Below are 14,201 nucleotides of genomic sequence, written 5' to 3' on the forward strand. Positions count from 1 at the left end.
CAATGCCGGTTTTGTTAGTTGAGTTCGCCAGGTTATGCCGCGGCATTTTGCGGCATGCATTGCGTTTATGGTACATGTTGACGTGACTTGGTGGCTCTGGTCCACCGTGGTCGGCCTGGCGGTCCTAAACCTTGGCGTCTGCATCGCTGTTTCACGGAGCGGTAACTACACTCGAACGCAAGTGCTGCTTCAATCTGTGCTTGTGTGGCTGATGCCGGTTCTCGGAGCAATATTGGTTGCGCTTGTTCTTCGTTCGGATGCAACGCCACGCACTAGGGCTGGCCCGTTCATCCCGCCCACGGATGTACCGGGCGGTGCTAGTGGGGACCTTGGCGGAGGTAGTGGTCATGCTCCACAACATGTCAATCGACACGGACCCACAACAGCAGGAGGCGGCTTCGCCGCAAAGTGTTGTAATCCGGTCACCTTCACGTTAAACCACACCATCGACATCACCAATGCATTTCGTCAAACCGTCAACTGCAGTTTTTATTGGCGCTGCCATTGGCATGGCGCTTAGTTATGTCGTGCTGTTCATCTTCGGATTAATATTTCTTTGGACGCTTGTGGCGCAAGGCGTTCCAGGAAACGAGTCTTATGCTCGCGCATACGAATCAACACCGTATCTTGTTTTTGCGCACTTGGTTGGCTTTTTGTGTCTGCTTCCTGGTGGTTTATGGACCGCGAGACTATGTGCAAACACGAGTGTTCGTCATGCACTTTATGCAGGTCTTTTGGTCACGCTCTTTGCATTGATTGGCAACCTCGTACCATACTACTTGCCCATTCCGTTCTGGTCTAAGGTTGCCTCTGTCTTGTTACCGGTTCCAGCATTCCTGCTGGGCGCTAGGCTACATCGTCATGCGGTTTAACATGCTGCTCGGTACGGACACACAGCCGCAGGTTGCAGCTTCGCGGCACATGTTGCGTGCCGGACAGCGTCGACGTTGTATTGCTCCTACATGAAGTCGCCCATATGCTACTTGTGCAAAAAAGACTTTGGATCGGAATACTTTCACTTCCAAACCGGTGGTGCCTTAGTTCAGTTTTTCGACTACCAGTCACTTCCCGAAGGCGCTGCGGGACAACCACAAGGCCTTGAGTGGTTCTGCAATCAACATCTTCAGGCTGCCCAAGCGCTGTCCTCGAATACAACCAGCGAAGCTCTCTCAAATTTACATGCCCAGTATGGCGAGTTCCCGCCGTACGAAGCCAAACCACATCGCGCCCCTGAGCTCTGGGTGACTTCTGTTGGGGCAAATGCTGTAAAGGTCTTTTCCATCCTCCGCCAAGCCACTAAAGCGTCCCCGTCCGATGCCAAGAAATTGTTGTTGTCCGGCGCGTTCAAAGTCGCAGAGGGGTGGCCTAGGGATTTTCACGATTGGCAAGCAGCCTTGGTTGACGCCGGGGCACAAGTGGAAATTCGCTTTCCATGAACACGCCATCTAACCGGGCAGTTAACGGGAAGCCGAATAAGCGCAGCGTTTTTTGCTCAACCGGCATGGCGCGGCACCGGTTTCTTATACGTTAGCTTTACTGCAAGAGCCCGACCGCAATTGCTAGCAAGTGACAAAATGTCGCCCCATCCGCTACACAAAAAATAGCTACCTACGCATATCCTATAAGTGCCACAACCATATATCGCAGGAAAACACGCTAGCACCCCGCTACGTTTTGCTTACGCTGGCAAGCCCCCGCGCATAGATAATTCGCCGGCCTCCACCTCCCTCCTCGACACCCTGCCCATGTCCAACCTCATCGTCCACGGCGGCACGCCCTTGCGCGGCCGCATTACCCCTTCTGCCAATAAAAACGCCGTGCTGCCGGTGCTGTGCGCCACGCTGCTGACCTATGAGCCGCTGCGGCTGCTGGGCGTGCCGGACATCACCGACGTGCGCAAGATTCTGGACATCTTCCGCCTGCTGGGCAGCGAGGTGCAGATGGACTACGCCACCGGCACGCTGGAGCTGCACCACCGCGAGACCGTGTTCGACGCGGCGCGGCACCGGCTGCCGGAAGAGATGCGCTCGTCCATCATGCTGGTGCCGCCGCTGCTGGCGCGCTTTGGCGTGGCGCGGCTGGAGGACAACGTCAAGGGCTGCACGCTGGGCGTGCGCGAGATCGACCCGCACATCGATGTGTTCCGCCAATTCGGCGGCCTGGTGGAGCGCAGCGAGGGCTCGCTGCTGGTGCGCTGCCGCGGCCCGCTGACGCCGACCGACCACTGGCTGGACTACGCATCCGTCACCACCACCGAGAACTTCGTGCTCTGCGCCGCATCGGCCAGCGGTGTCTCCACGCTGACGAATGCCGCTTCCGAACCGCATGTGCAGGAGTTCTGTCGCTTCATGCAGATGATTGGCGTGAAGATCGAGGGCATGGGCACCTCGCGCGTGACGGTGCACGGCGGCGGTACGCTGGGCGGCGGTGAGTACCGCTTCGACGAGGACTTCCACGAGATCACCACCTTCTTGGCGCTGGGCGCGATCACCGGCGGCGACGTGGTGGTCCGCAACAGCGCGCCAGAGAACTTTCCGCTGATCGACCGCACCTTTGCCAAGTTCGGCGTGCACATCACGCACGAGAACGGTTGGTCGCGCGCCTATTGCCCGGGTGCGCTGAAGGTGCAAACACCGTTCACCAGCAATGTGCTGACCAAGGTCGAGGCCGCGCCCTGGCCCTATTTCCCGGTGGACCTGCTGCCGATCTTCGTAGCACTCGGCGTGCAGGCCCAGGGCAACGCGATGTTCTGGAACAAAGTGTACGACGGCGCCATGGGCTGGACCACCGAGCTGTCGAAATTCGGCGCCCATGTGTACCAGTCGGACCCGCACCGCATCGTCAGCTTTGGCGGCAGCCCGCTGACGCCGGCGGTGGTGGAGAGCCCCTACATCATCCGCGTGGCGATTGCGCTGTTCATGGTGGCGGCCAGCGTCAACGGTCGCTCCGAGATCCGCAACGCCACGCCGATCCGCCGCGCGCATCCGGGCTTTGTGGAGAACCTGCGCAGCCTGGGCGCACAGGTTGAGTGGACTAGCGAGGAGTGATCCACTCGCTCCTGAATTTATAGCTGCTGGTGCATTTAATACCTGGGCCAGCAGCCTTTTTCTTATAAATCCAGTTTAAACGTCAGCTTGGCCGTTCGCGGTGCACCAGCCGCCAAACGGGTGCCGCCGGCGGCCCAGTATTCCTTGTCGGCCACGTTGTCTACGTTCAGCTGCCAGGTCGTCTGGTAGCCGGCCAGGCGGGTGGCATAGCGGGCGCCCAGGCTGTACAGGGTGACACCGCCCAGCCAAGCCTGGTTCAGGTCGTTCACCGGGCGGCGGCCGGTGTAGTAGGCGCCGCCGTTGACCGACAGGCCGGGCAGGCTGGTCAGGGCGTACGACAGGAAGGCGCTGCCGGTCTGCTTGGCGGTGTTTTCCGGGCTCTTGCCGTTGTAGCTGGCATTGATGTTGCGGAACTCGGCGTCCAGCCACTGGGCCGAGGTTTGCCAGGACAGCTGCTTGGTGAGTTGGCCCTGGGTGGACAGCTCCACGCCGGTGTAGTTCTGCCGACCGTCGGCGGTGTAGACATTGCTGCTGTTGGTGTAGTAGCCGGGGCGGCTGATGTTGAACAGCGCGGTGGACAGCAGCGTGCCGCCGGCGTTACGCCAACGCATGCCCAGCTCTTTTTGCTTGCTGACGCCGGGTGCCAGGCGGGTGTTCTGGTTGGCGGTGCCGGTGGGCGCGGTGTCACCCTGCTCCAGGCCGTTGGCGAAGGAGGTGTAGAAGGACAGGTCAGGCGTCAGCTTGTAGACCAGGGCCGCCATAGGCGTGGTCTTGCTCGCGTCGTAGTGGGCGCTGCCCTGGTCGCTCACGTAGTTGCTGTGGCGCAGGCCGACCATCAGCTGCCACTGGCTGGACAGCTGCACCTGGTTCAGCGCGTAGAGGCCGGTGTCCACAGTGTCGAGCGCGGCGGTGCTGGCCGTGGTGGGCAGCGCGCCGTAGGTGACCGTGGTGACGGGCACGGGGTTGTACAGGTTTTGCGAGGCGATGGTGTAGTTCTGCTGGTACACCGGGTCCTGGCCGTAGCGGGTGCGCGCGGCGCCCAGGGTCAGGTTGTTCTGCAGACCCAGCAGGGCAAAGCTGCCAAACAGCTCGGCGCGCAGCAGGTCGCTATGCGCCACGAAGTTCTGGATGTTGCCGCGGATGCTGCCATTGCCCGTGGCCACGGCGGCGGCGTTGGTGAAGGTGAAGATGGGCAGCTGGCGGTCGCGGTCCACCTGCGACTGGCCGGCCTCCAGCGTCAGCGCCCAGTTGTCGCTCAGGGCGTAGTCGGCACGCAGCTGGGCGTTGCGGGTATCGGCCTCGAACGAGGACCCGTTGGGGCCCACTAAGGTCTTGGCGTTGACCGCGTGCGGCAGGGTGATGACGCCGCTGACCGCCGTGGGCAGGGCCACGCCCACCTGCTCGGTGACCTTGCGGTGCTCGTAGTCCAGATCAGCCTTCAGCGTCAGGCGGCTGGTCACGCGCCAGTCAAAGGCTGCGGACGCAAAAGCCCGGTCGCCGTTGCCCACGCCGTTCAGGTAAGAGCCCAGCGCACCGCCGGCGGCGTTGACACGCAGGCCATATTGCTGGCCGTCACCGAAACGCCGGCCCACATCCACCGTAGACAGCGCCGTGCCGTACTGGTCCACCACCAGGCCCAGCGTGGTCACCGGCTGGGCACCCGCGCGCTTGGTGACGAAGTTGACGATGCCGGCCGGCGCGGTGAAGCCGTAGTACAGAGCGGAAGCGCCCTTCAGCACCTCCACGCGCTCCTTGTTCTCCATCGGAATCTGCGAGAAGTTCAGCAGGGGCATGGAGCCGTTCAGGCGGTAGTTGGTGCGGTTCTCCACGCCTATGCCGCGTATTACCAGCTGGTCCCAGGTCTCGCCGCCGTTTTGCTGGCGCGTCACGCCGGCGGTGTTGCGCATGGCGTCGTACAGACCGGCTGCGCCTTGCAGCTCCAGCACCTCGCGGGTAACCACGTTGACGGTGGACGGCACGTCCATGATGTCCGAGCCGCGAAAGCTGCCCGCCTCTACCGTGTTGGGTGCAAAGCCCTGGGCCGTGGCAGCCCGCACGGTGACAGAGCTGAGGGCGGGCGCATCCACAGGCCGGGTCTCTTGGGCCACGGCAGCGTGGGCCCCGTACAGGGCGGATAAAAGCAGTGGCAGCTGGCGAAGGCGGTTCGGGCAGTTCATGGTCGTAAGGGTCAGAAAGGTAGAAAAGAGGAGTCGAAAAAGACTCTGTATTTTATGTAAATAAAAATGAAAATTGTTCGTATTCACGCAAAGAGGTACCGAAGCCCAAGCTTGAAACCGTGGGCATGAACCCCATTGCGAAACTCCGTGTAGCAATTTATTTCAGACTTAGTCAAGCCCCTGAACACGCCATGGGCCACACAGGGCAAGCCTTTTTGGCATCTGGTCCATAATTTGTCGGCTTACTCTATTTTCCCAGCCAGCATCCCGATCAGGTGCTGCGCGCCACAGGTTCCATGACACTCCACACCACCACGCTCACCCCTTCCCCCCGCAGCCAATCCGGCAGTTTTTTGATGGTGATCTTGGGGGCCTGCGTAGGCCTGGGCCTGGTCGGCGGCCTACTGATTGCCATCGCAGCCGCCTGGTACTACCCCAGCCTGCCCGAACTCGACAAGGTGACCCGCTACCAACCTCAGCAGGCCATGCAGGTGTTTACCAGCGATGGCGTAGAGATTGCGCAATTTGGCTCTGAGCGGCGCACTTTCTTGCCCATCGCCCAGATACCCAAGCCGATGCAGGACGCGGTGCTGGCCATCGAAGATGCCCGCTTTCGCGACCACAGCGGCATCGACCCCATCGGCGTGCTGCGGGCGGTGGTGTCTAACCTCACCGGGGGCACGCGCCAGGGGGCATCGACCATCACCCAGCAGGTGGCGCGCAACTTCTTTTTAAGCAACCGCAAGACGGCCGAGCGCAAGCTCAAAGAGGCCATGCTGGCGCTGAAGATCGAGAAATCGCTGACCAAAGACCAGATTCTGGAGCTCTACATGAACCAGATCTACCTGGGCCACCGCGCCTATGGCTTTGGTGCGGCTGCGCAGGTCTACTTTGGCAAGCCGCTGGCCGATTTGTCCATTGCCGAAATGGCCATGCTGGCCGGGCTGCCGCAGAACCCGGCCTACGCCAACCCCATCACCAACCTGGAGCGCGCTACCCGCCGCCAGCAGTTGGTGCTGGGCCGCATGCGCACCGTGGGGACCATTACCGAAGAACAATTTGCCACCGCCACGGCGCAAAAGCTGGTGATCCGCTCGCCGCTGCAGGTGCCGGTACACGCCGAGTTTGTGGCCGAAATGGCCCGCCAGGTGGTGTTTGAGCGCTACGGCCAGCAGGCCTACTCACAGGGCATCAAGGTCACCACCTCGCTGATTTCCACCGACCAGCAGGCCGCCTACGCGGCCCTGCGCCGCGGCGTGCTGGCTTTTGACCGCAAGCTGCCCTACCGGGGACCCGAAGAATTTGAAGAACTGCCCAGCGATGCCGCCGAAGAAGATGCCGCCGCCGCCCTGGCCCTGAAGGACTACAGCGACGACGAAGACCTGCGCGTGGCCATCGTGCTGCTGGCCAGCCCGCAAGCCGTGGTGGCCCGCCTGGCCACGGGCGAGACCCTGCAACTCCAGGGCGAAGGCCTGCGCTGGGCGCAAACCGCGCTGAGTGCCAAGGCCACTGCGCCCCTGGCCATCAAGCGCGGGGCCATCATCCGTGTGCAGCAAGTGGGCGGCAAAACCGGCTGGGCGATTTCGCAATGGCCCGAAGTGCAAAGTGCCCTGGTGGCGCTGACCCCCACCACCGGCCGGGTGCGGGCGCTGGTGGGCGGCTTCGACTTTTCTGACCAGCAGTTCAACCACGTCACCCAGGGCTGGCGGCAGCCGGGCTCCAGCTTCAAACCGTTTTTGTACTCCGCGGCCATCGACAAAGGCGTGATGCCATCCACCGTGGTCAACGACGGCCCGCTGGAGCTGCCCGGTGTGAACGGTGGCCCGGGCTGGAGCCCGCAAAACGACGATGGCCAATTCCTCGGGGCCATTCCCTTGCGCACCGCCCTGGCCAAGTCGCGCAACCTGGTCAGCGTGCGGCTGGTGCAGATGCTGGGCGTGCAGCCCGCGCGCGAATGGGCGGCACGGTTTGGCTTTGATATCGACAAACAGCCCGACAACCTGACCCTGGCCCTGGGCGCGGGCAGTACCACCCCATTGCAAATGGCCTCGGCCTACAGCGTGTTTGCCAACGGCGGCCACGTGCTGCCGCCGGTGGTGATAGAACGCATCACCGACGCGCAGGGCAAGGTGCTGTTCGAAGCCCCGCCACCCCCGGTGCTGGCCGACATGGAGCCCGCCGTGCCCGAGCGCAACCTGTTCATCACCAGCAGTCTGCTGCAAACCGTGACCAGCAGCGGCACCGCCGCCAAGGCCCAGGCCACGCTGAAGCGCCCCGACCTGTACGGCAAAACCGGCACCACCAACGACTCGGTGGATGCCTGGTTTGCCGGGTTCCAGCCCGGCCTGGTCGCCGTGGTGTGGACCGGCTACGACAAACCCCGCAGCATGGGCCGCGAATCGGGCAGCAGCGTATCCTTGCCCATCTGGATCGACTACATGGGCCGCGCGCTCAAGGGCGTGCCGGTGGCCCCGTTCGCACCGCCGCCCAGCGTGGTGCGCGATGCGCTGGACGACTGGACCTACACCGACCCGCCCGAGAACGGCGAACTGATCCGCCTGGGCTTTGACGAGCCGCCTGCAGAACAAGTTAAGTAAAGCCGGTCATCGGAAACGGCACGGCTCCCGTTCCAAGGTAATTAGGAGACGAACCATATGTGCAATCCGCCGTTTCGCTGGGGCCCAAGTGCCCTGCTCCTCAGTGCCCTGCTGGGTGCCTGTGCTACGCACGAACCTGCGAAACCCGTGGCCACCGCGCCCGCCGTGCGGCCCGGTCCGGTGGCCGCCTACCAGCTCACCAACCGCCTGACCTGGGGGGCTACGGTGGCCACGCTGGACCAGGCCGAGCACCTGGGCCTGAGCCCTTACCTGGCCCAGCAACTGCACCCTGGCCCGGCTACCCTGCCCCCAGCGGTGCAGCAGCAAATAGCCGCCATGACCATCAGCCAAACCCCGGTGGTGGCGTTGGCGCAAGACATGGAGCAGCGCAGAAAAGATGCCGAGGCCACCTTTGCCGATGACGACGACAAAAAAGCCGCCCAACAGGCCTACCAGCAGGAGTTGAACCGCCTTGGCCGCGAAGCCGCCACGCGCCACCTGCTACGCGCGCTGTACTCCAGCAACCAGGTGCAAGAACAAATGACCTGGTTCTGGCTAAACCACTTCAACGTGCACCTGTACAAAGCCAATCTGCGCGCTTTGGTGGGCGACTACGAGGACACGGCCCTGCGCCCGCACGCTCTGGGCAAGTTCCGCGACCTGCTGGGTGCGGTGGCCCACCACCCGGCCATGCTGCGCTACCTGGACAACGAGCAAAACGCCACCAACCGCATCAACGAAAACTACGCCCGCGAGTTGATGGAACTGCACACCCTGGGTCTGGGCGCGGGCTACACCCAGCAAGACGTGCAAGAGATGGCCCGCGTGCTCACCGGCGTGGGCGTGAACCTGGGCGCCGACAACCCCAAGGTCCGCAAAGAGCTGCAAGGCGACTACGTGCGCAAAGGCCTTTTCGAGTTCAACCCGAACCGGCACGACTACGGCGCGAAAACCCTGCTGGGCCAGCCCATGCACAGCCGGGGCCTGGCCGAGCTGGACGAAGCTCTGGACCGGCTGGCCAAACACCCCGCCACCGCCCACTTCATCAGCCGCAAATTGGCCCAGTACTGGCTTAGCGACGACCCGCCGCCCGCGCTGGTGGAACGCATGGCGCAGAGCTTTTTTAAGAGCGACGGCGACATTGCCGTGACCTTGCAGACGCTGTTGTCTTCACCTGAGTATGCGCAGGGCGCGGGGCAGAAGTTCAAGGACCCGGTGCACTATGTCGTATCCGCCGTGCGGCTGGCGTACGACGACAAGCCCATCCTCAATGTCGGCCCCATGCTGAACTGGCTCAACCGCATGGGCGAGCCCCTGTATGGCCGCCAAACCCCCGACGGCTATGCGCTGGACACGGCGGCCTGGTCCAGCCCTGGCCAGATGGCGACCCGGTTTGAAATTGCCAAGGCCATCGGCTCGGGCAACGCCGGGCTGTTTAAAACGGACGGCCCGCAGCCCCTGGAAAAGCCCGCTTTTCCGCAACTGGCCAACGCCTTGTACTACCGCGCGCTAGGCCAGACCCTGGGCTCCAACACCCAGCAAGCACTGGCCCAGGCCACCTCGCCGCAGGAGTGGAACAGCTTCCTTCTGTCGTCCCCTGAGCTGATGCACCGCTAAAGGAAGAACCATGCAACGCCGCCACCTGCTCCAGTCGCTGTCTGCCCTACCCTTGCTGAATGCAGGGCATCTGTTTGCTGCGCCCGCAGCGCAATCGCGCCTGCTGTTTGTATTCTTGCGCGGAGCCTACGATGCCGCCAATCTGCTGGTGCCTACCTCCAGCGACTTCTACTACGCGTCGCGCCCCGACATCGCCGTGCCCCGGCCCGGAGCCGACCTGAACACCGCGCTGGCGCTGAACGCTGACTGGGGCCTGCACCCGGCGCTGCGCGAAACGGTGTACCCGCTGTGGCAGAAGGGCGAGGCCAGCTTCATCCCGTTTGCGGGCACCGACGATGTGTCGCGCAGCCACTTCGAGACGCAAGACAGCATTGAGCTGGGCCAGCCGCTGACGGGCCAGAAAAACTACCGCTCCGGCTTCATGAACCGCCTGGCATCCGTCATCAACGGTGCCGAGCCCATGGCCTTCACCGACAGCCTGCCGCTGGTAATGCAGGGCAGCGTGCAGGTGCCCAACACCGCGCTCAAGTCGCTGGCCAAACCGGCCGTAGACCCGCGCCAGACGGCCATCATCGCGGCCATGTACAAGGGCAGCGATCTGTCCAGCCGCGTCACCGACGGCTTTGCGGTGCGCGACGAAGTGGCCCGCGAACTCAGCACCGAAATGCAAGCCGCCAGCCGGGGTGCCATCAATGCCAAAGGCTTCGAGCTGGAAGCCCAGCGCATCGCCCGCCTGATGAAGGAACGCTACAACCTGGGCTTTGTGGACGTGGGCGGCTGGGACACGCACGTCAACCAGGGCGGTGCCAGCGGCTACCTGGCATCCCGCCTGGAAGAGTTGGGCCGCGGCCTGGCCACTTTTGCGCAAGAGATGGGCCCGGCCTGGCGCAACACCACCGTGGTGGTGGCCAGCGAATTTGGCCGCACCTTCCGGCAAAACGGCAACCGCGGCACCGACCACGGCCACGGCTCGGTGTATTGGGTGCTGGGCGGCGGCTTGCGCCATAGCGGAACATCCGGGCAAATTGCGGGCGAGCAGGTGCGCATCGAACAAGCCACCTTGTTCCAGAACCGCGACTACCCTGTGCTCAACGAGTACCGTGCCGTACTAGCGGGGCTGTTCGGTCGGCAGTTTGGGCTGAACGGCAAGCAGTTGGAGCAGGTGTTTGCCGGGGTTGCGCCGCGCGACCTGGGGCTGGTGTGAGCCCCTTGTCGGATACGGGCAAGTTTGTGGTGCCGCATAGAAAGTAAGCGCACCGTAAACGCCTAGCCTTGCCTTCTACACAACTAGGGGACGGGGATGGGAAAACAGCTCATGCTGGGCGTAGCGGCCGCCATATTTGCCGCGTTTGCATGGTCTCTGGGCTTTATCGCGCCGTATGTGATCGGCCCCTATTCCATCTACGACCTGGCGGTGTGCCGATTTTTGATCTCGGGCGTGTTTGCGCTGGGCATCTTGCTGGCCGCCCCCAGCCAACTGCGCGGGCTCACGGCCATGGACTGGCTGGTGGCGGCCTGGCTGGGTCTGATTGGCTACGTGGGGTATTTTTTGACGATTGCCGCCGCCGTGATTTACGCCGGGCCGGTGATCCCCCCGGCTTTTGTGGCCACGGTGCCGGTGGTGCTGGCCATCATCGGCAACTTCGGGCCTGAACGCATCTCTTGGCGCAGCCTGGCACCGCCCCTGGCGTTGGCGCTGGCGGGGTTGCTGTTGGTCAACGCCGACGGGCTGACCCACCCCAGCGTCAACCCCCTGGGCCAGACGCTGCTGGGCATAGGCTTTTCCATCGCTGCGGTGGCGCTGTGGACGCTGTTTGGCATTAGCAACCAGGCGGCGCTGCGCAAACGCCCGCACATGGGCGCACTCACCTGGACCGGCATGATGATGCTAGGCGGCAGCTTCGAGGTGGTGGTCTTCATCCCGCTGGGCCTGTCGCTGGATTTGTTCCACGTGCCGAGCATCGGCCTGGCGTGGGACACCTCCGCCCCGCTGCTCATGTCGGCACTGGCGCTGGCAATTCTCGGCTCGATTGGCGCGTCCTGGGCTTGGTCCATCGCCACCCGGCGCTTGCCGATTGGCCTGGCCGGGCAACTCATCGTGACCGAAACCATTTTCGCCACCACCTTCGGCCTGATCGCCCGCCAGCGCTGGCCCAGCGTGTCCGAGGCCAGCGGCATCGCTCTGCTGCTGGTGGGGGTGATTACCGCCGTGGGGGCGTTTCACCGGGCGCAGCAGCCTGCAGCCACACTAGGCGGCAAACAGCAAACGGCTTGAGCTTCAAGCCCCCGCCAAAATCCAGCGCGCCGCCTTCTCGGCAATCATCAGGGTGGGACTGTTGGTGTTGCCACTGGTGATGGTGGGCATCACGCTGGCATCCACCACCCGCAAACCGCGCACGCCGCGCACCCGCAAATGGCTGTCCACGACTGCGAGCGGGTCACTGGCGCGGCCCATCTTGGCGGTGCCCACCGGGTGGAAGATGGTGGTGCCGATGTCGCCCGCCAGGCGGGCCAGTTGTTCGTCGGTCTGGTACTGCGTGCCGGGCTTGAATTCTTCGGGCTGGTAGCGGGCCATGGCCGGTTGCCCGGCAATGCGGCGGGTCAGGCGCAACGAGTCGGCGGCGATCTGCCGGTCCTCTTCAGTGGCCAGGTAGTTGGGGGCGATGCACGGCGCATCTTCAAACCGCGGGCTGCGGATGCGCACACTGCCCCGGCTGGTGGGGTTGAGATTGCAGACGCTGGCAGTAATGGCCGGAAAACCATGCAATGGCTGGCCAAAGGCTTCCAAGCTCAGTGGCTGCACGTGGTACTCCAGGTTGGCATGGGCCTGCGTGGCATCGCTGCGCGCAAAAATGCCCAGCTGTGACGGTGCCATGCTCATCGGGCCGCTGCGGTGCAAGGCGTATTCCAGCGCAATTTTCGCCTTGCCCCAGAGCGTGCTGGCCAGGGTGTTGAGCGTGCGCGCGCCCTGCACCTTGTACACCGAGCGAATCTGCAAATGGTCTTGCAGGTTGCCGCCCACGCCCGGCACATCGGCCACTACTGGCAGACCCTGCGTCCGAAGCAAGACCGCGTCGCCCACGCCCGAGAGTTGCAGTATCTGCGGCGAACCCACCGCCCCGGCGCTCAGCAGCACCTCACGCCGGGCATGCACGGTGCGGCGCACGCCCTGCTGCACCAGCTCCACCCCGCTGCACACCGGCAGGCCGTCGTCTCCCGGCGTGAACAGCAGGCGGCACACCTGGGCACCGGTCCACACCGCCAAGTTACTGCGCTGCTTGCGGATGGGCCGCAGAAAGGCCTTGGACGCGTTCCAGCGCCAGCCGTTGCGTTGGTTCACCTCGAAATAGCCCACGCCCAGGTTGTCGCCGCCGTTGAAGTCGGCCACCGCCGGGATGCCCTCTTGCTGCGCCGCCAGCGCAAACGCATCCAGCACGTCCCAGCGCAGGCGCTGCTTCTCTACCCGCCACTCTCCGCCGTTACCGTGCAGCGCGGCAAAAGCCTGGGCATCGCCATCCTGGGTCGCGGCCTGTGTGGCATCCAGCCGGTAATGGTCTTCGTGGGCGCGAAAGTCGGCCAGGCAATGCTGCCAGCCCCAGGCCTCGTCGCCCGTAGCCTCGGCCCACTGGGCGTAGTCGCGGGCTTGGCCGCGCATGTAAATCATGCCGTTGATGCTGGAGCAGCCCCCCAGCGTTTTGCCCCGCGGGTACAGCAGCGACCGGCCATTCAGCCCCGGCGCGGGGTCGGTGCGGTAGCGCCAGTCGGTGCGCGGGTTGTCGATGCAGTACAGGTAACCCACCGGAATGTGGATCCACGCATAGTTGTCCGGCCCGCCCGCCTCCAGCAGCAGCACGCTGCGATTCTTGTCCGCGCTGAGCCGGTTGGCCAGCAAGCAACCTGCGGTGCCTGCGCCGATGACGATGTAGTCGAAAGTGGGGGTGTCCATGGGGGCAGGATAGAGCAGATGGTGGGGTCAAGGGCACGCCGGTTGGTACCGCATACCTAGTGGTGACAAAATTAGTGATGAGATTAGGGGACTGATGACAAGAAAGATTCAGGAGTGTCGTGGTCAAGTTATGTCGCACACACCGATAGGTTGTGTGATTGCCGATGGACGCTCAAAGGCATTGGGTGGCTAGTTGCCCAGTGTGCAGTGCAGCCGCACGCTGTTGTAGAAGCTGACGATATAGTCAGTAATATCGTTCGTGGCCTCGGCATGGTTGGCATAGTCGTTCTGCCAGACACGCTCCATTTTCAGGTTTAAAAAGAAGTGCTCCATCACCGCGTTGTCCCAGCAGTTACGCTTTCGGCTCATGCTGCCGACCAGGCCGTGCTTGGCCCGCAGTGTCTGGTGCGCGGCGCTAGCGTATTGGCTGCCGCGATCTGAATGCACGATCAAGCCTGGGGCCGGTTGGCGTTGCATGATGGCCACTTGCAGTGCTCGGCACACCAGTCCAGCCTGCATGTCCGAAGCCATTGCCCAGCCTACCTACCTTGCGCGCAAACAAGTCGAGCACCACCGCCAAATACAGCCAGCCGCTGCGCGTTCGGATGTAGGTGATGTCGGCAACCCATGCCTGGTTTGGGGCGCGTCGGATTGAACTGTCGATTCAACATATTGAGCGAGATCGGCAGTGCATGCCGACTGTCTGTCGTATGCACAAACTTGCGCTTGCACGTCGAACGTAGATTGTGTTGCCTCATCAACGGCGCACCCGATACCGGCCCATCACGATCCCACGCGAAGCCACGGCTGTGCGCAA

The 14,201-nt window shown here is 63.4% G+C and carries 9 protein-coding genes and 1 pseudogene; 7 read left to right on the forward strand and 3 right to left on the reverse strand.

Going from position 1 to position 14,201, the window contains the following annotated elements; genetic code table 11:
• Nucleotides 1-458 precede the first annotated feature (458 nt).
• The 3 genes from AC097L_RS21390 (at nucleotide 459) to AC097L_RS21400 (ending at nucleotide 3,047) form a co-directional block, all read left to right on the forward strand.
• Entirely contained in the window at nucleotides 459-872 is a 414-nt protein-coding gene (locus tag AC097L_RS21390) for a hypothetical protein (protein WP_479588737.1), read from the forward strand.
• 90 nt (nucleotides 873-962) lie between these two features.
• On the forward strand, nucleotides 963-1,436 hold the full coding sequence (locus AC097L_RS21395) for a hypothetical protein (RefSeq protein WP_479588738.1): 474 nt from the start codon (nucleotides 963-965) through the stop codon (nucleotides 1,434-1,436).
• A 309-nt stretch (nucleotides 1,437-1,745) separates the two neighbouring features.
• Nucleotides 1,746-3,047 carry a UDP-N-acetylglucosamine 1-carboxyvinyltransferase gene (locus AC097L_RS21400; RefSeq protein ID WP_479588739.1) on the forward strand — a complete coding sequence of 434 codons (1,302 nt, stop codon included), beginning with the start codon at nucleotides 1,746-1,748 and terminating at the stop codon, nucleotides 3,045-3,047.
• Between the two features lie 62 nt (nucleotides 3,048-3,109).
• Here the strand turns inward: AC097L_RS21400 and AC097L_RS21405 are convergent, their stop codons facing one another.
• Complete coding sequence (locus tag AC097L_RS21405; RefSeq protein WP_479588740.1) at nucleotides 3,110-5,224, reverse strand: TonB-dependent siderophore receptor; 2,115 nt, start codon at nucleotides 5,222-5,224, stop codon at nucleotides 3,110-3,112.
• Between the two features lie 296 nt (nucleotides 5,225-5,520).
• Between AC097L_RS21405 and AC097L_RS21410 the strand changes: the two genes are divergently transcribed.
• The 4 genes from AC097L_RS21410 to AC097L_RS21425 all read left to right on the forward strand — a co-directional run bounded on the left by AC097L_RS21410 (nucleotide 5,521) and on the right by AC097L_RS21425 (nucleotide 11,713).
• Entirely contained in the window at nucleotides 5,521-7,821 is a 2,301-nt protein-coding gene (locus AC097L_RS21410; protein WP_479588741.1) for a penicillin-binding protein 1A, read from the forward strand.
• 57 nt (nucleotides 7,822-7,878) lie between these two features.
• Complete coding sequence (locus AC097L_RS21415) at nucleotides 7,879-9,438, forward strand: DUF1800 domain-containing protein (RefSeq protein WP_479588742.1); 1,560 nt, start codon at nucleotides 7,879-7,881, stop codon at nucleotides 9,436-9,438.
• A gap of 10 nt (nucleotides 9,439-9,448) precedes the next feature.
• On the forward strand, nucleotides 9,449-10,642 hold the full coding sequence (locus tag AC097L_RS21420) for a DUF1501 domain-containing protein (protein ID WP_479588743.1): 1,194 nt from the start codon (nucleotides 9,449-9,451) through the stop codon (nucleotides 10,640-10,642).
• 96 nt (nucleotides 10,643-10,738) lie between these two features.
• A complete protein-coding gene (locus AC097L_RS21425; protein WP_479588744.1) occupies nucleotides 10,739-11,713 on the forward strand; it encodes a DMT family transporter in 975 nt (324 codons plus the stop codon).
• Nucleotides 11,714-11,716: 3 nt separating this feature from the next.
• Here the strand turns inward: AC097L_RS21425 and AC097L_RS21430 are convergent, their stop codons facing one another.
• Nucleotides 11,717-13,384, reverse strand: coding sequence for a GMC family oxidoreductase (locus AC097L_RS21430; RefSeq protein WP_479588745.1), 1,668 nt, complete (start codon nucleotides 13,382-13,384; stop codon nucleotides 11,717-11,719).
• 189 nt (nucleotides 13,385-13,573) lie between these two features.
• A pseudogene (locus tag AC097L_RS21435) lies at nucleotides 13,574-14,201 on the reverse strand (IS3 family transposase); the annotation flags it as partial.

Source organism: Rhodoferax sp. RT5P35 (genome assembly GCF_056521385.1).

Excerpts from the sequence above, each read along its gene's own strand:
- AC097L_RS21410 (WP_479588741.1), top strand. The coding sequence starts at position 5,521 with ATGACACTCCACACCACCACGCTCACCCCTTCCCCCCGCAGCCAATCC.
- AC097L_RS21430 (WP_479588745.1), bottom strand. The coding sequence starts at position 13,384 with ATGGACACCCCCACTTTCGACTACATCGTCATCGGCGCAGGCACCGCA.
- AC097L_RS21400 (WP_479588739.1), top strand. The coding sequence starts at position 1,746 with ATGTCCAACCTCATCGTCCACGGCGGCACGCCCTTGCGCGGCCGCATT.
- AC097L_RS21415 (WP_479588742.1), top strand. The coding sequence starts at position 7,879 with ATGTGCAATCCGCCGTTTCGCTGGGGCCCAAGTGCCCTGCTCCTCAGT.
- AC097L_RS21420 (WP_479588743.1), top strand. The coding sequence starts at position 9,449 with ATGCAACGCCGCCACCTGCTCCAGTCGCTGTCTGCCCTACCCTTGCTG.
- AC097L_RS21390 (WP_479588737.1), top strand. The coding sequence starts at position 459 with ATGCATTTCGTCAAACCGTCAACTGCAGTTTTTATTGGCGCTGCCATT.
- AC097L_RS21395 (WP_479588738.1), top strand. The coding sequence starts at position 963 with ATGAAGTCGCCCATATGCTACTTGTGCAAAAAAGACTTTGGATCGGAA.
- AC097L_RS21405 (WP_479588740.1), bottom strand. The coding sequence starts at position 5,224 with ATGAACTGCCCGAACCGCCTTCGCCAGCTGCCACTGCTTTTATCCGCC.
- AC097L_RS21425 (WP_479588744.1), top strand. The coding sequence starts at position 10,739 with ATGGGAAAACAGCTCATGCTGGGCGTAGCGGCCGCCATATTTGCCGCG.